The 22,069-nt window shown below is 71.4% G+C and carries 22 protein-coding genes; 11 read left to right on the forward strand and 11 right to left on the reverse strand.

The features are described from left to right. The first annotated feature begins 21 nt into the window (after positions 1-21). Positions 22-1,086: an ABC transporter ATP-binding protein gene (locus P0Y31_RS14240; RefSeq protein ID WP_275804476.1), complete on the forward strand. Its 1,065-nt coding sequence runs from the start codon at positions 22-24 to the stop codon at positions 1,084-1,086. Then, positions 1,079-2,146: a dipeptide ABC transporter ATP-binding protein gene (locus P0Y31_RS14245; RefSeq protein ID WP_275870468.1), complete on the forward strand. Its 1,068-nt coding sequence runs from the start codon at positions 1,079-1,081 to the stop codon at positions 2,144-2,146. Before P0Y31_RS14240 ends, P0Y31_RS14245 begins: the two co-directional genes overlap by 8 nt. Before the next feature lie 104 nt (positions 2,147-2,250). Here the strand turns inward: P0Y31_RS14245 and P0Y31_RS14250 are convergent, their stop codons facing one another. Continuing rightward, positions 2,251-2,865 carry a hypothetical protein gene (locus P0Y31_RS14250; RefSeq protein WP_275870470.1) on the reverse strand — a complete coding sequence of 205 codons (615 nt, stop codon included), beginning with the start codon at positions 2,863-2,865 and terminating at the stop codon, positions 2,251-2,253. Next, entirely contained in the window at positions 2,862-3,434 is a 573-nt protein-coding gene (locus P0Y31_RS14255) for a sigma-70 family RNA polymerase sigma factor (protein ID WP_275870472.1), read from the reverse strand. Before P0Y31_RS14255 ends, P0Y31_RS14250 begins: the two co-directional genes overlap by 4 nt. A 155-nt stretch (positions 3,435-3,589) precedes the next feature. Between P0Y31_RS14255 and P0Y31_RS14260 the strand changes: the two genes are divergently transcribed. After that, positions 3,590-4,213 (forward strand): hypothetical protein, encoded by a 624-nt coding sequence (locus P0Y31_RS14260; protein WP_275870474.1) that lies wholly within the window; start codon positions 3,590-3,592, stop codon positions 4,211-4,213. Here P0Y31_RS14260 and P0Y31_RS14265 read toward each other — a convergent pair. The 5 genes from P0Y31_RS14265 to P0Y31_RS14285 form a co-directional block, all read right to left on the reverse strand. Further along, positions 4,141-5,142 (reverse strand): metallophosphoesterase, encoded by a 1,002-nt coding sequence (locus P0Y31_RS14265; RefSeq protein WP_275870476.1) that lies wholly within the window; start codon positions 5,140-5,142, stop codon positions 4,141-4,143. The genes P0Y31_RS14260 and P0Y31_RS14265 overlap by 73 nt on opposite strands. Then, the gene (gene lhgO / locus P0Y31_RS14270; protein ID WP_275870478.1) at positions 5,139-6,338 is read right to left on the reverse strand and encodes an L-2-hydroxyglutarate oxidase; all 1,200 of its coding nucleotides are present in this window, start codon (positions 6,336-6,338) and stop codon (positions 5,139-5,141) included. The genes P0Y31_RS14265 and lhgO overlap by 4 nt, the downstream gene beginning before the upstream one ends. Positions 6,339-6,422: 84 nt before the next feature. Beyond that, positions 6,423-7,496 carry a ribosome small subunit-dependent GTPase A gene (rsgA, locus tag P0Y31_RS14275; RefSeq protein ID WP_275870480.1) on the reverse strand — a complete coding sequence of 358 codons (1,074 nt, stop codon included), beginning with the start codon at positions 7,494-7,496 and terminating at the stop codon, positions 6,423-6,425. A 24-nt stretch (positions 7,497-7,520) separates the two neighbouring features. Beyond that, a complete protein-coding gene (gene aroA / locus P0Y31_RS14280) occupies positions 7,521-8,849 on the reverse strand; it encodes a 3-phosphoshikimate 1-carboxyvinyltransferase (RefSeq protein WP_275870483.1) in 1,329 nt (442 codons plus the stop codon). Further along, positions 8,836-9,378 (reverse strand): DoxX family protein, encoded by a 543-nt coding sequence (locus P0Y31_RS14285; protein ID WP_275870486.1) that lies wholly within the window; start codon positions 9,376-9,378, stop codon positions 8,836-8,838. The genes aroA and P0Y31_RS14285 overlap by 14 nt, the downstream gene beginning before the upstream one ends. A 76-nt stretch (positions 9,379-9,454) precedes the next feature. Between P0Y31_RS14285 and P0Y31_RS14290 the strand changes: the two genes are divergently transcribed. Both P0Y31_RS14290 and P0Y31_RS14295 read left to right on the forward strand, forming a co-directional pair. Then, positions 9,455-10,315 (forward strand): SOS response-associated peptidase, encoded by an 861-nt coding sequence (locus tag P0Y31_RS14290; protein ID WP_275870488.1) that lies wholly within the window; start codon positions 9,455-9,457, stop codon positions 10,313-10,315. Further along, positions 10,312-10,953 carry an alpha/beta family hydrolase gene (locus P0Y31_RS14295; protein WP_275870490.1) on the forward strand — a complete coding sequence of 214 codons (642 nt, stop codon included), beginning with the start codon at positions 10,312-10,314 and terminating at the stop codon, positions 10,951-10,953. Before P0Y31_RS14290 ends, P0Y31_RS14295 begins: the two co-directional genes overlap by 4 nt. 75 nt (positions 10,954-11,028) lie before the next feature. Here the strand turns inward: P0Y31_RS14295 and P0Y31_RS14300 are convergent, their stop codons facing one another. Continuing rightward, on the reverse strand, positions 11,029-11,577 hold the full coding sequence (locus tag P0Y31_RS14300) for a ferritin (protein ID WP_275804453.1): 549 nt from the start codon (positions 11,575-11,577) through the stop codon (positions 11,029-11,031). A 174-nt stretch (positions 11,578-11,751) separates the two neighbouring features. Here P0Y31_RS14300 and P0Y31_RS14305 point away from each other — a divergent pair, with 174 nt between their 5' ends. Beyond that, entirely contained in the window at positions 11,752-12,375 is a 624-nt protein-coding gene (locus tag P0Y31_RS14305; protein WP_275804451.1) for a sigma-70 family RNA polymerase sigma factor, read from the forward strand. Beyond that, positions 12,372-12,635, forward strand: coding sequence for a mycothiol system anti-sigma-R factor (rsrA, locus tag P0Y31_RS14310; protein WP_275804449.1), 264 nt, complete (start codon positions 12,372-12,374; stop codon positions 12,633-12,635). The genes P0Y31_RS14305 and rsrA overlap by 4 nt, the downstream gene beginning before the upstream one ends. A 1-nt stretch (position 12,636) precedes the next feature. Here the strand turns inward: rsrA and P0Y31_RS14315 are convergent, their stop codons facing one another. Beyond that, entirely contained in the window at positions 12,637-13,047 is a 411-nt protein-coding gene (locus P0Y31_RS14315) for a helix-turn-helix domain-containing protein (protein WP_275870492.1), read from the reverse strand. 813 nt (positions 13,048-13,860) lie between these two features. On the opposite strand from P0Y31_RS14315, the gene P0Y31_RS14320 reads away from it, so the two are divergent. The 4 genes from P0Y31_RS14320 to P0Y31_RS14335 all read left to right on the forward strand — a co-directional run bounded on the left by P0Y31_RS14320 (position 13,861) and on the right by P0Y31_RS14335 (position 19,829). Next, complete coding sequence (locus P0Y31_RS14320; protein WP_275870494.1) at positions 13,861-15,309, forward strand: HD-GYP domain-containing protein; 1,449 nt, start codon at positions 13,861-13,863, stop codon at positions 15,307-15,309. Further along, a complete protein-coding gene (locus P0Y31_RS14325) occupies positions 15,306-16,631 on the forward strand; it encodes an HD domain-containing phosphohydrolase (protein WP_275870495.1) in 1,326 nt (441 codons plus the stop codon). The genes P0Y31_RS14320 and P0Y31_RS14325 overlap by 4 nt, the downstream gene beginning before the upstream one ends. A gap of 198 nt (positions 16,632-16,829) precedes the next feature. Then, positions 16,830-19,109 carry a chromosome segregation ATPase gene (locus tag P0Y31_RS14330; RefSeq protein ID WP_275870497.1) on the forward strand — a complete coding sequence of 760 codons (2,280 nt, stop codon included), beginning with the start codon at positions 16,830-16,832 and terminating at the stop codon, positions 19,107-19,109. 138 nt (positions 19,110-19,247) lie between these two features. Further along, positions 19,248-19,829 (forward strand): hypothetical protein, encoded by a 582-nt coding sequence (locus P0Y31_RS14335; RefSeq protein ID WP_275870499.1) that lies wholly within the window; start codon positions 19,248-19,250, stop codon positions 19,827-19,829. A 95-nt stretch (positions 19,830-19,924) separates the two neighbouring features. Here P0Y31_RS14335 and P0Y31_RS14340 read toward each other — a convergent pair whose 3' ends face one another. Both P0Y31_RS14340 and P0Y31_RS14345 read right to left on the reverse strand, forming a co-directional pair. After that, positions 19,925-21,595 (reverse strand): sodium:solute symporter, encoded by a 1,671-nt coding sequence (locus P0Y31_RS14340; RefSeq protein WP_275870500.1) that lies wholly within the window; start codon positions 21,593-21,595, stop codon positions 19,925-19,927. Continuing rightward, positions 21,592-21,903 (reverse strand): DUF3311 domain-containing protein, encoded by a 312-nt coding sequence (locus P0Y31_RS14345; RefSeq protein WP_275870502.1) that lies wholly within the window; start codon positions 21,901-21,903, stop codon positions 21,592-21,594. The genes P0Y31_RS14340 and P0Y31_RS14345 overlap by 4 nt, the downstream gene beginning before the upstream one ends. Between the last annotated feature and the right edge of the window lie 166 nt (positions 21,904-22,069).

The following is a 22,069-nucleotide window of genomic DNA, read 5'->3' on the forward strand; positions in this document are numbered from 1 at the left end:
AGAGTCGGGAGAAAGACGCACATGACAACCACTGAATCCAGCACCGCCGCCACCCGCGGCGAAGCGCGCCGGCAGGCGACCGCGGACTCGGCCTACAAGCCGAAGGACGGTCTGCTGCTCGAGGTCGACGACCTCTTCGTGGAGTTCCACACCGACGACGGGGTGGCCAAGGCCATCAACGGTGTCTCGTTCGACCTCTACCAGGGCGAGACCCTGGCCATCCTCGGTGAGTCCGGCTCGGGCAAGTCGGTGACGGCCCAGGCCATCATGGGCATCCTCGACATGCCCCCGGCCCGCATCACCGGCGGCCAGGTGCGCTACTGCGGCCAGGACCTGCTCACCATGCCCGACGAGCAGCGTCGCAAGACCCGGGGCCCCGAGATCTCGATGGTCTTCCAGGACGCGCTGTCGTCGCTGAACCCGGTGTTCCCGGTCGGCTGGCAGATCGCCGAGATGTTCCGCCAGCACCGCGGCATGAACAAGTCCGACGCCCTCGAGCGTGCGATCAAGCTCATGCAGCGGGTGCAGATCCCGGCGGCCAAGGAGCGGGTCAAGGCCTACCCGCACCAGTTCTCGGGCGGCATGCGCCAGCGCATCATGATCGCGATGTCCATCGCGCTCGACCCGGCGGTGCTCATCGCCGACGAGCCCACCACGGCGCTCGACGTGACCGTGCAGGCGCAGATCATGGCCCTCCTGCAGGAGCTGCAGGAGGAGCGCCAGATGGGGCTCATCCTCATCACGCACGACCTCGGCGTGGTCGCCGACGTCGCCGACAAGATCGCGGTCATGTATGCCGGCCGGATCGTCGAGCGCTCCGACGTCTACGACCTCTACCGCCAGCCGGCCCACCCCTACACCAAGGGCCTGCTCGAGTCGATCCCGCGCCTGGACCTCAAGGGCCAGAACCTCGCGGCGATCGGTGGTCTCCCGCCGAACCTGATGCGGATCCCGCCGGGCTGCGCGTTCAACCCGCGCTGCCGCTACGCCCAGCCGGTCTGCACCCAGGACCGGCCGGAGCTGCGGGAGGTCCTGCCCGGCCGCGAGGCGGCCTGCCACTTCTCCGAGGAGGTCCTCAATGGCTGAGGCCATTCTGACCGCGACCGACCTGGTCAAGCACTACCCGATCAAGGGTGGCGTGCTGCGTCGGACGGTCGGGCACGTCAAGGCCGTCGACGGCGTCAGCTTCGAGCTCTACAAGGGCGAGACGCTGGGCATCGTGGGCGAGTCCGGCTGTGGCAAGTCCACCCTCGGCCGCCTGCTGATGCGCCTGGAGGAGCCCACCTCGGGCTCCCTCATCTTCGACGGTGTCGACGTCTACAGCCAGCGTGGCCGCGCCATGCGCAAGCTGCGTCGCGACATCCAGATCGTGTTCCAGGACCCCTACACGTCGCTGAACCCGCGCAAGACGGTCGGCGACATCATCGGGGAGCCCTTCGACATCCACCCCGACGTGGTGCCGAAGCAGGGTCGTCGCAAGCGGGTGCAGGAGCTGCTCGACCTCGTGGGCCTCAACCCCGAGCACATCAACCGCTACCCGCACCAGTTCTCCGGTGGCCAGCGCCAGCGCATCGGCATCGCCCGTGGCATCGCGCTGAACCCGAAGGTGCTGATCTGCGACGAGCCGGTCTCGGCGCTCGACGTGTCGGTGCAGGCGCAGGTCGTCAACCTGATGGAGAAGCTGCAGGACGAGCTCGGCCTGTCCTACGTCTTCATCGCCCACGACCTGTCGGTGGTGCGGCACATCTCCGACCGGGTCGGTGTGATGTACCTCGGCAAGATGGCGGAGATCGGCGACGAGGACCAGGTGTACTCGCGCCCGACGCACCCCTACACGCAGGCGCTGCTGTCGGCGGTGCCGGTGCCCGACCCGACGCTGCGCAACAAGCGCGAGCAGATCGTCCTGCAGGGTGACGTGCCCTCGCCGGCGAACCCGCCGTCGGGCTGCCGCTTCCACACCCGGTGCTTCAAGGCGCAGGAGAAGTGCAAGGTCGACGTCCCCGAGCTGGTCAACCGGCCGGACGGCGCGGGCGAGCACCCCTCCGCGTGCCACTTCGCCGCCCCGCGGGAGATCATCGAGACGATCGACGTCTCGCAGGTGCAGACGCCGGCCGGTGGCTACGCCACCACCGCCGACTCGATCTGAGGCACGGCCGGGACCACCCGGCATACACACGACACCGCGCCGCCCCCTCACGAGGGGGCGGCGCGGTGTCGTTCGTGGTGGTGGGTGTGCCGGGCGGCGGGCGTTCAGAGCCTGCCCACCTTGTCGGGGAGGCGGCGGTTGAGGGAGAACAGCCGGCCGAGCACGGGCATGAGCACGATGTTGAGGCCGTGCAGCACGCCGATGATGAGCAGGATGCCGCCGATGCGCTCGACCTCGAACTTCAGCTGCCCGGCCGTGGCGGTGGTGACCAGGTTGGTGTGCGACCACGAGTTGTCGGGCTCGAAGCGCACCGTGAAGAGGATGTAGGCCGCGAAGATCAGGTAGTAGACGACGTCGGTGAGCACGATGTAGCTCTTGCCGGTGAGCGGGTTGTCGTGGAAGACGTCGGCGGCGTAGGCCCGTCCGAAGCGCTTGATGAACGGGCCGAGCCACAGGGCGATGGCGACCAGGCCGAGGGTCGTCGCGATCTCGAGAACCCACCAGGGCATGCCGACTCCTTCTCTCTGCAGGGTGATGACGCCGGCGGTGGCCAGTGCGAGGCCGACCCCCCAGGCGGTGGCGGTGCGGCGGAGGCGGCGCCGGCGGCGGCGGTCGTCGTCGATGCTGCCGACGACCCGGGCGAACAGGTCGGGGGAGAGGGTGCGGCCGGGGTCGTCCCCGGTCAGCGCCTCGTGCAGGCGGTCCTCGAGCGAGCTCATCGCGCCTCTCCCATCTCCTGCGGCGCCCTCTGTTCAGGCAGCACAGCCTTGTCCTGCAGCGCGGCGGCCATGCCGCGCAGGCCCCGCTGCAGGTGGGTCTTGACCGAGTTGACCGACAGCCCGAGCGTCTCGGCGATCTCGGGAACGGGCAGCTCGAGGTAGTAGCGCAGCGCCACGCAGTCGCGCTGCCGCTTCGGCAGGCCCCGCAGCGCCGCCACGACCTCGCGGCGCGACTCGCGCCCGGTGGCCTGCTCCTCGGCCGAGGGCTCGTCCTCGACGGCGGGCGGCCGGTGGCGCAGGGAGACCAGCCCGCGGCGGTTGTGGTCGCGGGCGAGGTTGATGACGATCGAGCGCAGGTAGGCCGCGGCGCGCGCCTCGTCGTGGATGCGGTGCGAGCTGCGCGCGAGCCGAATGAAGGCCTCCTGGACGAGGTCCTCGGCGGCGGTGCGGTCGTCGACGAAGAAGCGGGCGAGGGACACCAGACGAGCAGCCTCCGTGGTGAAGAGCGTGACGACGAGCGGGTCCACGCCCTGCGCGGACCCGTCCTGCTGTGCCCCCCGAGCGAGCACGCCCACAGCCTCCATCACCTCGACAGACGATGCAGGCGGCGAGGTGGGTGACACCGGATACCCAGAAATAAAAAGAGGTTTCGGCTGTCGCCCGCCGCCGCCGGTGCACCGTCGGTTGCAGTGTCAGACATCTTCTTACGAGCAAGGACTCGACCATGAGCCGTTTGCAGGAATCACTCGTCCCCGGCGGAAGCCGCCACCCGGTGTTGAGGGGCGCGCTCGTCGGAGCCGGCCTCGGGGTGCTATGGGGCATCGGTGCCCGGGTGTTCATGCGCCTGGTGAGCACCGACCCGAGCTTCAGCTGGGCGGGCAGCGCGTTCATCGTCGGCCTCGCGGGACTGCTCGGCACGGGGCTCGGCACGGTGGCGGCCGCCCAGGCCGTCGGCGCCCGGCGCTGGTGGCTGCTGGCCGTCCTCCCGGGACTGATGCTGCTCGCCGGGCCGGGCGTGCCCTTCGTGCCGGCGTTCGCCATCGGGGGACTGGCGTTCAGCCGTCGCCACCTGGCGCTTCGTGTGCTGGGCGCCCTGGCCATCGTCGTGCCGGCCGTGGTGCTCTGGTGGGTGACGAGGCTGGACGAGGAGACCATGCTGGCCATGCCGACCCACCTGCAGGTGCGCGGCGTGGTCGGCTTCACGATCCTGTCGGTGGCGCTGGCGGCGGGCTCGTCGGTGCTGTGGCGCCGCTGGGCGCCGCGGGCGGCCGGGGCTCAGGAGCAGGTGCCCCTGCCGGCGTCGAGCGGCCTGCTGGCGCCGGCGGCGCCGACGAGCGCCCACTCGTAGCCACCGTCGGTGAGCTGCAGCCGCAGCACTGCGTGGACGCCGGTGATGCGCCGCTCGCTGTTGGGGGCGCGGTCGGCGAAGGCGCGGCTCTCGGCGCCGCCGGTGCCGACCACGAACTGCCGTATGCCGTCGCGGGCCGCTCCACCGTCCGGCCGCTGGGGCGCGAACCGCTCGTAGTCGTGGTCGTGGCCGCTGAGCACGATGTCGGCGCGCGCCTTGGCGAGGGCGTCCCAGAAGTCTGCGGTGCGGTCGCTCGACCCGTGCCAGCCCGAGCTGAACCGCGGGTGGTGCCAGTAGGCGAGGGTGCACCGGCTCCGGTTGCGGGCCAGGTCGTCGCGCAGCCAGCGACCCTGCGCGGAGCCGGCGTCGCAGCCACCGATCTCGTCGCAGTTGGAGTTCAGCGCCACGAGGTGCCAGCTCCCGAGGTTGAAGGAGTACCAGCCCTTGCCGCGTTCGCCGGCGGCCTTGCCGAAGTAGGCGAAGTAGCCGGCGGCGTCGCGGGTGTCGTAGTCGTGGTTGCCGGCGGCAGGCCGCACCCGGGGGGTGAGCCGGCCCCAGCTGGGGTGGTAGCAGGTCCTGAAATCCTCGGCGGAGCCGTCGGGGTAGGCATGGTCGCCCAGGGTGAGCACGGCGGCGTCGGGCGAGCCGCTCAGCAGCTTGGCCGTGATGTCGGCGGTGACGTCGTCACCCCGGTTGCCGCACTGGGCGATGTCGCCGACGGAGATTATCGTGGCGGGCCGGGCGGCTTTGCCGCCGCCGCCGCCGCCGGCGCCGGTGCCGCCGCCGGCACCGGCGGTGCCGGTCGGGGCAGCCGTCGCCGGGGTGCTCGTGGTGTCGCCGGGGCGGCCCCCCGCAGGCGCCGTCCCCGTGCACCCCGTCGCGAGCAGGAGCAGCAGTCCCGCGACGGCAGCCGCGGGTGTCGCCGTCACCACGCCCGTGCCCCCACCACGCGCTCGGCGATCATCTCGCCGATGGGCAGGGCCGACGTAGCGGCGGGGGAGGGTGCGTTGGCCACGTGCAGCTGCCGACGGCTCTCGCGCAGCAGGAAGTCGTGCACCAGGGTGCCGTCGTGCATCACCGCCTGGGCGCGGATGCCGGCCTCGTGCGGCCGGAGGTCGTCGAGGGTGAGGTCGGGGCAGTAGCGCCGGCACTCGGCGAGGTAGCCGCGGCGGGAGAGCGAGTTGCGCACCTCGACGGCTCCGGTGCGCAGGTTGGCGCGGGCCACCTTCCACATGCCGGGGAAGCGCGCGTAGTCGGCGACGTCGCGCAGCGAGACCTGGCTCTTGCGGTAGCCCTCGCGGGCCAGGCCGAGCACGGCGTTCGGCCCGACCGTGATGCGGCCGTCGATCGTGGGGCTGAGGTGCACGCCGAGGAAGGGCAGGTCGGGGTCGGGCACCGGGTAGATGAGGTGCTTGACCAGCCCGGCCCGCGACGGGGGCAGCTCGTAGTACTCGCCGCGGAACGGCACGATGCGGAAGTCGGTGTCGAGGCCGCCCATCCGCGCGACCCGGTCGGCCTGCAGCCCGGCGCAGGCGATGAGGTGCCGGGCGGTGAGCACCCCGTGCTCGGTGAGCACCTGCACGCCCTCGTCGTCCTCACGGATGCCGCTGACCTCGATGCCGGTGCGCACCTCGCCGCCGGCGAGCCGGATCTCCTCGGCCATCGCCCGGCTGACCTGGCGGTAGTCGACGATGCCGGTGCTGTGGACGAGCAGCGCCTCGAGGCCCCTGACGTAGGGCTCCAGCTCGCGCAGCCGCGACCCGCTGACGGGCTCGACGTCGATGCCGTTCTCGCCGGCCCGCACGCGCAGGTCGTGCAGCCGCGCCACCTCGACGTCGGAGGTGGCGACGACGAGCTTGCCGATGGTCAGAGCAGGTATGCCGTGTGCCCGGCAGAACTCCTTGGTCGCCTTCTCGCCGGCCCGGCAGAGACGGGCCTTGAGCGAGCCGGGCGCGTAGTAGATGCCGGCGTGGATCACCCCGGAGTTGTGCCCGGTCTGGTGGGTGGCGAGCGCCGGCTCCTTCTCGAGGACGACCACGCCGGCCCCGGGCCGGCGCTGCAGCAGGTGGAGTGCGGTCGAGAGCCCGACGATCCCGCCCCCGATGACGACGTACTCGCGCTCCATACGCGTGACCTCCCCAGCCGCTGACCTCAGGCTAGCCGCTCTCCCTCGGCCGGTTCGGGGTATTGCCGAGCGCCATCCCGCGCGTCAATACCCCGACCCGGAGTCGGCCTCGCCGGAACGGGCCCGCAGCAGCCGGCGCAGCGACTCCAGGCGGGAGACGCCGGCCGGACCCGCGTGCCCGGAGGCGACCCACTCGTCGAGCGCGCACTCCTCCTCGTCGTGCGAGCACGAGCGGGGGCAGCCGGTCGTGCCGGGCTCGAGGTCGGGGAAGTGCTCGATGATGCGGTGCAGGTCGACGTGGGCGAGGCCGAAGGAGCGCACCCCGGGGGTGTCGATGACCCAGCCCTGGTCGCCCGGCAGCCGCAGCGCGACGGCGGAGGTCGAGGTGTGCCGCCCGCGCCCGGTCACGACGTTGACGATGCCGATGGCGCGCTGGGCGTCCGGCACGAGGCCGTTGACGAGGGTGGACTTGCCGACGCCGGAGTGGCCGACGAACACGCTGACCCGGCCGATCAGCTTGTCCTGCAACGCCTCCAGGCCCTCGAACCCGCCGCCGAACTCGTCGTCGACTCCCTTGGTGGACGTCACCACGTAGGGCACGTCGAGCGGGGCGTAGGTGGCGAGGAACTCCGCGGGGTCGAGCAGGTCGGCCTTGGTCAGCACCAGCAGCGGGTCGAGGCCGGCGTCGTAGGCCGCCACCAGGGCCCGGTCGATCAGCCGGGGGCGCGGCTCGGGGTTCGCCAGCGCCGAGACGATGACGAGCTGGTCGGCGTTGGCGACGATGACCCGCTCGACGGGGTCGGTGTCGTCGGCGGTGCGGCGCAGCACCGACCTCCGCGGGGTGAGCCTGACGATGCGGGCGAGCGCGTCGGGGCCGCCGGAGGTGTCGCCCACCAGGCCGACCTCGTCGCCGACGACGATGCCCTTGCGGCCGATCTCGCGGGCCTTCATCGCGGTGACGACCCGCTCCGGCATCTTGCGGCCGCCCACGCCTTCGCCGACGAGCACGGTGTAGCGGCCACGGTCGACGGCGGTCACGAAGCCGGGGATGGCGTCCTCGTGGGTGGGACGGTCCTTCGACCGGGGACGGGAGCCGCGGCGGCTGGGGCGGATCCGGACGTCGCTCTCGTCGTAGTCCGAGGCGCGGCGGGGGCTCATGCGGCCCTGCTCATGCGACCGGGCTCATGCGGAGGCTGCGTCCGGGGTGGCTGAGGCGCGGCCGGGTCCGCCGAGCATGCCCTCCCAGAGGTCGACGAAGGTCGGCAGCGTCTTGGCGACCGTGCCGACGTCCTCGACGACGACTCCCGGCACCCGCAGGCCCAGCACCGCGGCGGCCATGACCATCCGGTGGTCGGCGTAGGTGCGGAAGTCCCCGCCGGTCAGGGGGCGGGGGCGGAGCAGCAGGCCGTCGTCGGTCTCGTTGACCTCCGAGCCGAGCGCCCCGAGCTCGCGCGACAGCGCGGCCAGCCGGTCGGTCTCGTGCCCGCGGATGTGGGCGACGCCGCGGATGACGGTGGGGGAGTCGGCCAGCGCCGCGACGGCCGCCACCACCGGGGTCAGCTCGCTCGCGTCGTGCAGGTCGACGTCGACGCCGGAGACCTCGCCGGTGCCGGTGACGGTGAGGCCCTCACGGGTCAGCGTCACGTCGGCGCCCATGGCGTCGAGGATGTCGCGGATCGCGTCGCCCGCCTGCGTCGTGTGCTGCGGCCAGCCGGGCACGGTGACCCGGCCCCCGGTGACGAGGGCGGCGGCGAGGAACGGCGCGGCGTTCGACAGGTCGGGCTCGACCTGCACGTCGAGGGCGTTGATCTCCGAGGGCTCGACCCGCCACACGTCGGGCTCCGAGTCGTCGACGATGGCGCCGGCGTCGCGCAGCGTCTCCACCGTCATCTCGATGTGGGGCTCGGACGGCACCGGCGGGCCCACGTGGCGCACCGTGACGCCGCCGTCGTAGCGGGGCCCGGCGAGCAGCAGCGCGGAGACGAACTGCGAGGAGGCGGAGGCGTCGAGGGTGACCTCGCCACCCGGCATACGGCCCGTGCCGTGCACGGTGAAGGGGAGCGTGCCGCGGCCGCCGTCGTCGATGCTGGCGCCCAGGCCGCGCAACGCGTCGAGCACCGGACCCATCGGGCGCACCCGGGCCTGCTCGTCGCCGTCGAACTCGACCGGCCCGTCGCACAGCGCGGCCACCGGGGGCAGGAAGCGCATCACCGTGCCGGCCAGGCCGCAGTCGACGCGTCCGCCGCCGCGCAGGCTGGCCGGGGTGACGATCCAGTCGGCGCTGCCGGTGGAGTCGGTGGTGCCGTCGTCGATGCCGGCGCCGAGGGAGCGCAGGGCCTCGGCCATGAGCAGGGTGTCGCGCGAGCGCAGGGGCCGCCGCAGCCGGGAGGTGCCGCCGGCGAGCGCGGCGAGGACGAGGAAGCGGTTGGTCAGGGACTTGCTGCCGGGAAGGGTGACGAGCGCCTCGATCCGCTCACCAGCCACCGGCGCGGGCCAGTCAGGTGAGGGCATCGTGTGCCTGGCGGGCGCGCAGCCTGGCTTCGCGCTTGGCGGCCTTCGAGGCGTGCCGGGCCTCGCGACGCGTGGTCTTCGCGGCGCGCTCGGCCCGGTTGCTGACCATGTGCATGCGGTAGGCGACACCGGGTCGGCCCTCGGTGTCGACGGTCGCGAGGAGCAGCCCGCCGAGCACGGCGAGGCTCTTCATGAAGGCGCGGCGCTCGTGGGCGCGCTGGGTGGAGTCCTTCTCGGCCCAGAAGGGGTGGCTCACGTAGGTCGAGGGCACCATGCTCGCCGCCAGCACCATCGCGGACGTGCGCGGCATGCGGCCCATCGCCAGCATCGCGCCGCCGCCGATCTGGGCGGCGCCGTTGGCGCGCACGAGCAGCTCGGGGTCGTTGGGCAGGTGCAGGGCGGGAGCGGCCTGGTCCGCGAGCGGCGCCAGCTTGGAGGCCGACCTGGCAGGGTGGCGAAGCTGGTCGAGCCCGCTGGCGATGAAGCTCGCGGCGATCATCGGTCGGGCCACGCGGCGGATCAGGCTCATGAGCACTCCTTGTGGGCTGGTGTCACGACATTCCTACCGTAGTGGGGGTCCGGCTGCCCTGCGTAGCCTGTCCACCATGTGCGGACGGTACGCGGCCACGGCCAACCCGGGTGAGCTCGTCGAGGAGTTCGAGGTCGAGCAGGACCGCACCGCTGAGCCGGCCCGCAGCGTGATGGCCCGCCCGCAGTCGCCGCCGCCCGGCACGCCCGACTACAACATGGCGCCCACCAAGCAGGCGCCCGTGGTGCTCAGCCGCGTGCCCAAGGACGAGACCAGAGAGCGGTATGCCGAGGGCGCACCTCCCGTGCGCCAGCTGCGGCTGCTCACGTGGGGCCTGGTGCCGAGCTGGGCGAAGGACACCAAGATCGGCATGCGGATGATCAACGCGCGGGCCGAGTCGGTGCTCCAGAAGGGCTCGTTCGCCAAGGCGGCCGCCACTCGCCGGTGCCTTGTGCCGGCGGCCGGCTGGTACGAGTGGCAGAAGTCGCCGACGGTCACGGACGCCAAGGGCAAGCCGCGCAAGCAGCCGTTCTTCACCCACCGGGCCGACGGGCACCCGGTGGCCATGGCGGGGCTCTACGAGTTCTGGCGCGACAAGTCGGTGAAGGACAACGACGACCCCAACGCCTGGCTGACCACCTTCACGATCATCACGACCGACGCCGAGCCCGGGCTCGACCGCATCCACGACCGGCAGCCGCTCATCCTCGAGCCGGAGGACTGGGCCACCTGGCTCGACCCGACGATGCAGGACATCGACGAGGTCAAGCGGCTGCTGTCGTTCCACCGGCCGGGCCGCTTCGAGGCCTACCCGATCTCGACCGCGGTCAACGCGACCGGCAACAACGGCGCGCACCTGCTCGACCCGGTGCCCGAGTCCGAGCTCGAGGGGGTGGTCGACCCGATGACCGGGGAGATCATCGGCGGCGACTCGTGAAGCCGACCCGGGTGGTCGAGGTCGCGACGCCGGCTGGGCCGGCGAGGATCCACCTCACCCGTCCCGCGGGCGACCAGCGCGGGACCCTGGTGCTCACCCATGGAGCCGGTGGGCGGCTGACGGCCTCGGAGTTCGCCCCGATCCGCACCACGATGGTCGAGCTCGGCTGGGCGTTTGCGCTGGTCGAGCAGGCGTGGGTGCTCGCTGGGCAGAAGCTGCCTCCGCAGCCGCCGAGGCAGGACCCGGCTTGGCTTCCGGTCGTCGCCTCCTTGCGCTCGGGGCGCCGTCGGCTGCACGGCCCGTTCGTCGTTGGCGGCAAGAGCAACGGCGCCCGCGTGGCCTTCCGCACCGCCCACGCCTGCGGTGCCGACGCCGCGCTGGCCCTGTCGTTCCCCTTGCACCCGCCCGGCAAGCCGGAGGCCTCACGGGCGGAGGAGCTGCGCGCACCGCTGCCACACGGCATACCACTGCACGTCATCCAAGGCACCAACGACCCGTTCGGGACCCCCGAGGAGGTGCGCGCCGAGCTGCCGGACCCCGCCCTGGTGACGGAGGTGGCCGGGGGGCACTCGTTCCCGCGCAACCCGGTCGACGTGGTCGGGGCGGTGAGGGACTTCCTCGACTCACTACGACACTGATCGCAGATCCGGATCAGTGTCGTAGTGGGGCGCTCGGTTGGGGGCGCGCCGGTCTGTTGCGGGCGCCGTCTCTGGCTAGAGCGCGCCGCCGGCCGCGGCAGGCGCTGACGCGTCCTCGCCGCCGTCGCCGACCTTCTCGCGGGCGAGGTGGTCCTCGATCTGGAACCAGTCGTGGCCGGCACGCTCGGCGATCGCGAGCAGCGTGCTCATCGCGGCGACCTCCTCGACCTGCTCCTTGAGGAACCACAGCATGAACTGCTCGGAGAGCACGTCGCCCTCGGAGCGGGCAGCACGGAAGAGGCGCTCGCACTGGCCGGTGACGCTCTTCTCCTGCTCGAGCGCGAGGGCGATGGGCTCGACCGGCTTCTCGAAGGCGTTGCGCACCTCGTCGACGCCGGGGATGGCGACGGGCCAGCCGCGGTCGAGCTGGTACTGCACCATCATCATCGCGTGGTTGCGCTCCTCGACCGACTGCGAGTAGAAGTGCGCCGCCAGGCGGGGGAGGTCGTGGTCGTCGAACCAGACCGCCATCGCGAGGTACTGCTGGCTCGCGGTGAACTCGTGCCGGACCTGCTCGGTGAGCAGGTCGACGAAGGCGGCATCGGTGGTGCTGGGGGTCGACATGGCGGCAAATCTACCGGCGGGCCCCGGGGCCGTGCGGACCGGCTGGGAATGAGCCGAGCGGGGGTGCCGTTGACCACCACAGATGTTCTGCCGAAGGGAGTCCCACCTGTGCTCGTGCTCGACGTTCCGTCCGAAGTGAGCCCCCGCACCGCAGCCGGTCTAGGCTGGAGCGCGATGACCGAGACCCCTGCCTCTGACGCAACTGTCGACGTGGCTCGCGAGACCCCCGAGGAGCGGCACGCCCGCTTCGAGCGCGAGGCCATGCCCCTGCTGGACCAGCTCTACTCCGCCGCGCTGCGCACGACGCGCAACCCCGCCGACGCCGAGGACCTGGTGCAGGAGACCTATGCGAAGGCCTACGCCGCCTTCCACCAGTACAAGCCGGGCACCAACTTCAAGGCCTGGATGTACCGCATCCTCACCAACACCTACATCAACACCTACCGCAAGAAGCAGCGTGAGCCCCAGCAGTCCGACGCCGCGGAGGTCGAGGACTACCAGCTCGCCCGCGCCGAGTCGCACACCTCGAGCGGGCTGCGCTCGGCGGAGACCGAGGCCCTCGACCGGCTGCCGGACACCGAGGTCAAGCGCGCGCTGCAGGAGCTGCCCGAGGACTTCCGCCTGGCGGTCTACCTCGCGGATGTCGAAGGGTTCGCCTACAAGGAGATCGCGGAGATCATGGACACCCCCATCGGGACGGTGATGTCGCGGCTGCACCGCGGCCGCCGCCAGCTGCGCGAGCTCCTGAACGACTATGCCGCTGAACGCGGCTTCGTGAAGCAGGGAGCGGAGTCATGAGCGAGCACGCTGACCACACGGACTGCTCGGAGACCTTGCACCGGGTGTACGAGTACCTCGACGGCGAGATGACGCGGGACGACACCAAGAAGATCGCCCAGCACCTCCACGAGTGTGCTCCGTGCTTCGAGCAGTACAACCTCGACAAGGCCCTCAAGGCCCTGGTCAAGCGGTCGTGCCAGTGCGAGGAGGCCCCGGTGGCCCTGCGCACGCAGATCATGGCCCGGATCACGACGATCCGGCTGCAGACCTCCGACTGAGTCAGCCCCACCACTCGTGCCGGCCCCACGTGAAGGCCGGGTCCGGCCCGGGTTGGTAGATCCACTCCCACCGCGTCATGCCCCTGCGCGGCCGGGCGACGTGGTCAGGAAACCGCCGCCCGCCCCGGTCGCGGAACTGCCAGGTGTCGTAGACCGGTTCCCAGGCGTCGGCCTCGGCGTCGACGACCGCGAGGTGGAAGCCTGCCGCGGTGAGCACCCGCTGGAGCTCTCGGACCGCCCCGAGCCCATCGCCCTGCTCCAGCCGCGCCAGCCGTGACTTGCTGAGGCCGACGAGCGCGGCGAACTCGCGCTGGCTCATCCGCCGGCGTGCCCGGGCGAGGTGGAGCGCGTAGTCGAGGTCGGCGAAGAAGGGGTCGTCGCCCTTGCCCTCCGGGTCTGCGCCGTCCTCCATACGTCCCACCGTGCCGTGGCCCGGACCTTCGTGGGAGACCGGACGTCGCGCGTGTGGACGGTGGGGATGCGCCCGGCCTGCTGTGGAGGGAGCGCGGCCGGCGAGGTGAGGCGTCCGGCCGGGGTGAGGTGTGAGCGCGGCTAACCCGTGCCCCAACCAGCGGGGCAGGGGTTAGTCAGGGGACCCTCTAGCGTGCAGGGGTCGTGGTATGCCGTGCGGCCGGGTGAGGCGGCCGGGTGAGGCGGCCGGGTGAGGCGGCCGGGTGAGCGTTGGGGGGACCGGGCGCCTACACGTGAACGGGGCGCCGGTGCAAGTCCGTGGACTCGCTCCGGCGCCCCGTTCGGCGTCTGGTGGCTGCTCAGGCGTTGGGCTTGCGGCCGTGGTTGGCCGCGTTGCCCTTGCGCGAGCGGCGCTTGCGGGCGCGCTTGCTCATGGGTCACTCCGTTGCTGGTGGCTTCGGCGCGTGCGGGCGCCTCGATCGCCCGCCATTGTCGCACAGGAGTCCCCGAGGTCTTAATCGGCGCCGTTTCTTCAAGATTTGGTCAAGAAACGTTCTGTATTCGTGAAAAAGGTGCAGAGCGGGGCATCATTAGTCGTGCTGAGGTGCCCCACCCCCCTGCAGGTGCCCGAGTTGCCCTGCTTGCCGACGCACGCTGTTAGCTTCCGCAGGACGCAAAAGGAGACTCCGCCATGAAGGCTCTCATCGACATCGACCCCACCACCGCTGCTGGCCCGCGCATCCAGACCGTCTGGGGTTGGGGCGGCTAAGCCCGATATACAGAGTTTGCCCCGATGGCCGTCTAGATTGACCTCATGACGGCGGGGACTTCGGGCGAGAAGCCTGCGCGAGGCATCAGTGCCTTTGCGCAGGCTTTCGTCGTGTTCGTGGCCTGTTTGGCGGCGGGCTTGCTCGCCGTCGGCTGGTGGCTGACCGGCGGGCCCTACGACTGGGGCGCCCTCCTCGTGCTTCTCACGCTGGGCGTCTTCAGCTGGGTCGTCAGGGACCCGGACATCGGCACACGGGTCCAGATCTCCTTGACCAGCGTCATCCTCCTCGCGTCGGCGGTCATCGTCGGGCCCGTGGGGGCCGGCCTGGTCGGAGCGGCATCCACGGCGCTTGTGCCCCGGCGAGCTCCGTTGAGGGTGCGCGTCTTCAACATGGCGATGATCAGCGTCATCGGCTCCGTGGGCGGGCTGGTCTACCTGGCCGCCGGTGGGGCGCGGGACCTCTCGGGCCTCGACGGGGCGATCGACATCGTCAGCTGGGTCGGGCTGCCCCTGATCGCCGCCGACGTCGCCCAGTGCCTGGTCAACGCGGTGCTGCTGGCCGGCATCATGCGCGTCTACAACGGCATCCCGATGCGCGCCCAGCTCGTCAAGCTGCTGAGCACCACGGGCCCGGCCTACATCGGCTACGGCATCATCGGCTTCCTGTTCGTGGTGCTCTGGATCCCCGCGGGGGTGGGCTGGTTCAGCGCCGTGCTCGTGCTGGCGCCCCTGGCCGTCGCCCAGTGGGCCTTCCGCCAGTACGGCGACGAGGTGCGCGCGCACGAGCGCACCCTCGACGCGCTCGTCGCCTCCGTCGAGGCCAAGGACCCGGCGAGCGTCGGCCACAGCGCCCGGGTCGCCAAGCTGTGCGAGTGGATGGCCGACGCCCTGGGCCTGGGCTTCCGCGAGGCGCAGGAGGTGCGCACCGCCGGCATGCTGCACGACCTCGGCACGCTCGCCATCCCGTCGCGGGTGCTGCGGCTCCCGCGCGAGCGCAACGAGGCCGAGCAGCAGGTCATGGCCGAGCACCCGGTCCACGCGGTCGACATGCTCGGCGACATCGAGTTCGTCAAGGGCTCGCTCCCAGCCATCGCGCACCACCACGAGCGCTACGACGGCCGCGGCTACCCCTTCGGGCTGGCGGGGGAGGCCATCCCCCTCGCCGCCCGCATCATCGCCGTCGCCGACGCCTTCGACGCGCTGACCACCGCGCGCTCCTACCGTCCGGCGCTGACGCCCGAGAAGGCGATGCAGGAGCTCCACCGCCGCGCGGGCACCCACCTCGACCCGCACGTCGTCTCGGCCCTCGCGCGTGCCCTCACGCGGCATACCTGGTCGGTGACCGAGCGGTCGGTCGAGCTGCTGACCGTCGCCGGGGCCAACCGCGACCACGACGACCCCGAGTGCTCGGACGACTACGCCGAGCGCGCCGACCTGCGCGCCAGGCTGGCGCGCACGGCCGAGCAGCACCTGCCCGCCGAGGCACAGCCGTGAGGCGCCGCCCCCACGCCCCGCGGATCGACGCCGCCAAGGCGACCATCGGCCTGGCCGGCCTCATCGTCGCGGCGTCGGTGTGGTGGAGCCTCGACGACGTCGAGCTCCTGCAGGTCCCCGACGCCGCCGGCATGCTCGTGCTCTTCATGGTGGCGATCACGATCGGCGAGATCGCCCGCCTGACCATCCTGGGCCGTCGCGAGACGGCCCCGCTGTCGACCGCCGCCGCGCTCGCGCTCACCATGACCTCGCTCGTGCCGAGCGAGGACGAGCTGTTCGTCCCGTCGTCGGTAGTGGTGGTTGCGACCGCCTTTGCCATGGGCATCGGGGTGCTGGTGCACGCGGTGCGCCGCCAGCCCATCGGCCTGCCCGAGGTGGCCGCGCGCATCGTCGGCCTGTCGGTGGCGTCGGTGCTCTACCGGCGGGTGCCGTTCGAGGGCCGGACGCTGCTGGAGTGGCAGGGCGCGTGGGCCGACCGGCGGTGGCTGATCGCCGTGGTGATGCTGCTGGTCTCGCTCGTGGCGGTGCTGGTGAGCCTCGGCCTCGAGGGCGCGATCCGCTCGCAGCAGGAGCACTCGCCGCTGCTGCGCACCATCGTCAACGAGTACCGCGAGGCGGTCGGCCTCACCACCGCGCTGGTGACCACCGGGGCGCTGATCGCGCTCGCCGAGGTGGCACTCGACTACCTCGCGCTGCCGCTGTTCCTCTTCCCGCTGCTGCTGACCCAGTTCGCGGTGCGGCGCTACGGCGCGATCCGCGAGACCTACCGGCAGACGATCGGGGCGCTCTCGTGCCTCACCGAGCGGGCGGGCTACACCCGCGAGGAGCACGCGTCGCGGGTCACCGAGCTGGCCGTGGCGATCGGCCGCGACCTCGGCATGACGCCGCGCGAGGTCACCGAGCTGGAGTATGCCGCGCTGCTGCACGACCTCGGCCAGGTCGCCCTGCGCGACCCGATCCCCGGCGGGTCGACGATCCTCGCGGCGCCGGCGGACCAGCAGCGCATCGCCCGCGACGGCGCCGAGATCGTGCGGCGCACCGGCGTGCTCGACAACGTCGCCCACATCCTCGAGGCGCAGACCACCCCCTACCGGCAGGTGCGCGAGTTCGGCCAGGACCTGCCGATGCCGAGCCGCATCATCAAGGTGGTCAACGCCTTCGACGACCTCTCGGGCGGGCGGTATGCCGGCCCCGACGAGGAGCGCGCCATGGAGCGGATCCACCTCGGGCTGGGCTACGAGTACGACCCGCGGGTGGTCGACGCGCTGTCGCGCGTGCTCGAGCGCCGCAACGCGCGCACCAGCCCGCTCACCCCCGCCTGAGCCAGCGCGCCGGCGCCGCAACCTTCGGGCCTGCCGCCCTCGCCCTTGGTCGGCTGAACGGCTGATGGGATCCGACGCCTTCCTTACGGATAGTTGACGGGGGCCGGAGGAAATCCGGTACGTCTTTGGGGGGTTCCTTTGCCAAACCATGCCGTCGCAGGTTCGTCGTTCACCAAGAGGCTCACGCGGGCGGCCGTCGTGCCCGCTGTGGCCTTCTCGCTCCTGGCCGTCGCCGCGCCGGCACAGGCCCAGTCGTCGCCCGGCATCTGCAACGGTGTGGTGAACCAGCTCGCCCACCGCGGCGTGGTGCAGGAGAACCTGCTCAGGGCCGCGGCCCGCCGGAACGCCGTTGCGATCGCTGCGCTGCAGTCCGAGCGCGCCGCACTGCAGGCGCAGGCCGACTCCCTGAGCGCGGAGATCGCCGGCCTCACCGACGCCATCGCCGAGATCGACGCGCAGGCCCTCGCCCTCGACCAGCAGCTCGCCGCAGCCGAGGCGGACCTCGCCAGGCTGACCGCCGACCACGTAGCCACGGCCGCCGCGATCACCTCGGCGCAGGACGCCCTGGCGGCGCTCGAGGAGAGCAAGGTCGAGGTGCAGGACCGGCTCGCGCCGCTGCAGTCCGAGCTCGCCGCCGCCCAGGCCCAGGCGGCCGAGCTGAAGCAGCAGAAGGAGCAGGTCGCCGCGCAGGTCGAGGCCACAGCGGCCGAGATCGGCCGGGCCGAGTCCGAGCTGGTGGGGCTGCGGTCGGCCGCCGCCTCGGCAGCCGACGCCCTGGCCTCGAAGCAGACCCAGGTGACCGACGCGCAGGGCGAGCTCGTGCGGCTGGCCCAGGTGGCCCAGGACGCGGCCGCCGCCGTCGAGGGCGCCGAGCAGAACGTCGCCGACGCCGAGGCCGAGCTGCAGCGCCTCGAGGGCCTCGAGGCAGTCGCCGAAGCCGAGCTCGAGGCCCAGCGGGCCAAGGTCGCCACCGCCAAGGGTGTGCTGGCCGACCTCCAGGACGAGGCGGCCGTCGCTGCCGACGCGGTCGAGGACAAGAACGCCGAGATCGCCACGGCCGAGGGCGAGCTCGCGACGCTGCAGGAGGCGGCTGACGACGCTGCCGACGCGCTCGCGGCCAAGAACGCTCAGATCTCCGCCGCTCAGGCCGAGCTCGTGACGCTGCAGGCAAAGGAGCGGGAGGCCTCCGACGCGGTGGCCGCCAACCAGGCCGCCATCACCTTGCTGAACAGCCAGATCGCGACCCTCACCGCCCAGATCGCGACCGTGAACGCCCAGATCGCGACGAAGCAGACACAGCTGACGACGGCCCAGGGTGAGCTCGCGACGCTGACCGCGCAGCAGAGCACGCTGCAGTCCGAGATCGCGGCCCTGAACCAGCGCATCGCGACCGAGTTCCCGCCAAACAGCAACAGCAAGGAGAAGCGCGACCTCATGGCCCAGCGCGACGCCAAGCAGGTGCTGCTGAACACCGTCAACTCCCAGATCGCCGACAAGAACACCCTCATCTCCGGTCTCCAGGGCGACCTCGCCACGCTCCAGACCCAGGTCAACGCCCTCAACGCCCAGCTGCTCAGCAAGCAGCAGGAGAGCAGCGCCCTTCAGCAGCAGGCAGCCCCGCTGCAGGCGAGCCTCGACGCCGCTCGCTCGGCCGTGGCCGCCAAGCAGGGTGAGATCACCACGCTCCAGGGCCAGCTCCCGGCGCTGCAGGAGGCGGTCACGTCGGCCAACGCCGCCGTGACGGCCAAGCAGGGCGAGCTTGCCACCCTCAGGGGCGAGCTGCCGGCGCTGCAGGAAGCGCTGGCCGCCGCCAACGCGGAGGTCGCCGCCCAGCAGCAGGTCGTCGACGAGCTCGAGGCCGCACTGCCCGGCCTGACCGAGGGGCTCGAGGCCGCCCGCCAGGCGGTCGCCGACCAGAGGGCGGTCCTCGAGACGCGCAGGGCCGAGCTTGCCCGGGCCGAGGCGGCCTTGGCTGCCGCGAACGACGCGGTCGCCGCCAAGGAGCGCGAGATCGCCGACCTCCAGGCGCAGCTGCCGGCCCTTGAGGCCGCAGTCGCGCGGGCCAACGCGGCGGTGGCCGCCAAGCAGGGCGAGATCGCCTCGCTCAACGCGCAGATGGACACGCTCGTCGCGCAGTTGCAGGACCTCAACGGCCGGATCGCCGTGACGGAGAACGAGATCCTGTCCCTCCAGGCCCGGGTCGCTCCGCTGCTGGCCCAGCTCAGCGCGCTCAATGACGAGATCTCAGCCGCCGAGGCACAGCTGAAGTCGCTGCAGGGCGAGCTGAGCACGCTCGACAAGCAGGTGACCGAGGCGCAGGTGACGCTGCGCAGCCTGGAGGCACAGAAGAAGGCCAACAAGGAGGCGATCGCCACGCAGAAGGCGACGCTGGCCACGCTGCAGCAGCAGCTCGGTGCCGTGCAGCAGCAGATCAAGGCGATCGACGACACCATCGCCCTCGGAGGCTGCGTGGCCTGAGGACACAGCGGCAGATTGCCCGGCAGGCAGGACCCTCGACTCTTGCTCCTCCTCACCAACAGCAGGTGAATGAGCGCAGGCGGGGTCAACAGCAACCACAGCAGGGGTGCGCTCCGCCAGCAGGGGAGGTGGAGGTCCATGAACGTCGCCACCACGTCGAGCGGGGGCACGCAGACCGCGGTGGTGCCGGTGTCGCGTCATCGGCTCCAGGTGTGTCTGAGGAGCACGGACTTCTGGGTGGAGGAGCTGCCGCGCTACGCGGACCGCAAGCAGAAGGCGGCTGACTTCTGGGCGCTGCTGTCGGGAGTGATTGCCGCGCTGACCGGTCTGGCGATCTGGCCTGTGGTCAACAGCGAGTCCGGTGCCGGCGCCAAGGCCCTGGTGTCGGTCGCGGCGCTCATCGCGGCCGTGTGCGCGCTGGTCCCTCGGGTGATGAGCTACGGCGAGCTGGCGGGCCAGGCGCGCGAGCTGAGCAGCCGCTACGGAGAGCTCAAGGGCAGCCTCATCGACCTCGTCGAGATGCCCGTCGTCGACCAGGGCGCAGCGCACGACGTGGTCGCCCGCTTCCAGGGGGCGAAGGAGAAGAAGGACTCGCTGCGCGGTCTGCCCGACCGGGTCGCCCTGCAGCAGCAGGCTGCGATGCAGCAACGCCGCGACGCCGAGGCGCGGCTGCGCGCGGAGGGGAGGGTCAAGGCAGCCAAGGAGGCCCTGGCCCGGTGAACCGGGCCGCGCGGCATACCGGCTGGGCATGAGAACGGGGGCCCGCACCCAAAGGTGCGAGCCCCCGTTCCCGTATGCCGTGCGGCAGGTTCCCGTTACGGGTTGCCGGTCTGCAGGTGGATGGGCGTGTCGAGCTTCTCGACCCGGGGGTCGCCGGCGTCGGCGAAGTAGTCGCCCATGATGGTCTCGTCGGTGCCGCGGTCGACGTTCATCGCGTTGAAGATGAACGTCAGGACGGCCGCGATGATGACGTTGATGGCGAAGGCGGTCAGGGCGATGTAGCCCATGTCGCCGATCATCGGGATGGCTGCCAGCGAGCCGCCGAAGTGGTTGCCCGTCACCGGGTTGATCACGTTGTAGGCGGTGACGGTGCCGTAGACCATGCCCACGGCCCAGCCGGCGACGAGCGCCCAGCGGTGGAACCAGCGGGTGTAGAGCCCGAAGACGATCGCTGGGAAGGTCTGCAGGATCCAGATGCCGCCGAGGAGCTGGAAGTTGATGGCGTTCTGCTTGTCGAGCGTCAGCACGAAGATCAGGGCGAAGGCCTTGACCAGCAGGGAGACCAGCTTGGAGATCTGGGCCTCCTGCTTGTGCGTGGCGTCGGGCTTGAGGAACTCCTTGTAGATGTTGCGGGTGAAGGTGTTGGCCGCCGCGATCGACATGATGGCCGCCGGCACCAGGGCGCCGATGGCGATGGCCGCGAAGGCCACGCCGGCGAACCACGACGGGAACGCGTCCTCGAACAGCTGGGGGATGACCAGCTGCGCGTTGGGCTTGCCGTCGAGGCCGATCGGCTTGGTGCCCGCGGCGATGGCGACCCAGCCGAGCAGGGCCAGCAGGCCGAGCACGAAGGAGTAGGCCGGCAGGATCGAGGCGTTGCGGCGGATGGTGTTGCGGCTGCCGCTGGAGAGGGTCGCCGTGATCGAGTGCGGGTACATGAACAGCGCCATGGCCGAGCCGAACGCGAGCGTCGCGTAGGCCCAGTACTGCTGGCTGTTGGGGATGAACGCGCCGTTGGGCTTGTTGGTCGCCGGGTTGGTGGCGGCCATCTTCTCCTCGGCGGCACCGAAGATCGCCTCCCAGCCGCCGAACTTCGACGGCAGGTAGATGACGGCGACGATGATGACGAGGTAGATCAGCGTGTCCTTGACGAACGCGATGACCGCCGGGGCGCGCAGGCCCGAGCTGTAGGTGTAGGCCGCCAGCAGGGCGAAGGCGATGAACAGCGGCAGGTCCTTGGCCAGCAGCGACTCACCACCGACGCCGGTCACCTCGAGCACGGCCTGGATGCCGACGAGCTGGAGCGCGATGTAGGGCATCGTCGCGAGCAGGCCGGTGACCGACACGGCGAGCGAGAGCCCGCGCGAGCCGTAGCGGCCGCGCACGAAGTCGGCCGGGGTGACGTAGCCGTGGCGGTGGCTGACCGACCACAGGCGCGACATGAAGATGAAGATGATCGGGTAGAGCACGATCGTGTAGGGGACCGCGAAGAACCCGGCGACCGACCCGAGGGCGAACATCGCCGCCGGCACGGCGACGAACGTGTATGCCGTGTAGAGGTCGCCGCCGAGGAGGAACCAGGTCACCCAGGTGCCGAACTTGCGACCGCCGAGGCCCCACTCGTCGAGCGACTCCATCGAGGTGGCGGCGCGCCAGCGGGTGGCCCAGAAGCCCATCACGGTGACGAGCAGGAAGAGTGCGATGAGCACCGCGAGGGCGACGTAGTTGACGCCCGTGTTGGTCGCGGCGGGCAGCAGGGCGGTCATCGGCCGGCCTCCTCGTCACGTCGGCGGGTCTCGTCGTCGCGGTGGCCGGGCAGGGGGCGGTGCGGCCGGGCCTTGAGCACCAGCTTGTAGGCGCCGTAGGTCATGGCCGAGCACAGGAACACCCACAGGAACTGGTACCAGATGAAGAACGGGAAGCCGCCGAGCTTGGGCTCGACCTTCGCGTAGCTGCCGACCCAGGCCAGCGCGATCATGGGCAGCGCCAGCAGCACGCCCGCGACGGCGAGCATGCCCTTGTTGGCGGGTGGGACGGTGTCGTGGTCGACGTCGTCGAACTCGGGATTCACCATTGAACCTCCAGGTGAGTGGTCGCCTGCGGTCGCAGACCGTCTCTCACCGTATTCAGTTACCCACCGGGAATGGGGATATGCAGCCCTCCGCATAGGTAACAAATTGGGACACCAGCCCCACTGGTTGCGCGGAGTCACCTCGCGCACCCCGGCCCACCTCGAGGCA

Origin of the sequence: Knoellia sp. 3-2P3, assembly GCF_029223115.1 — a bacterium.
Taxonomy (GTDB): Bacteria; Actinomycetota; Actinomycetes; order Actinomycetales; family Dermatophilaceae; genus Pedococcus_A.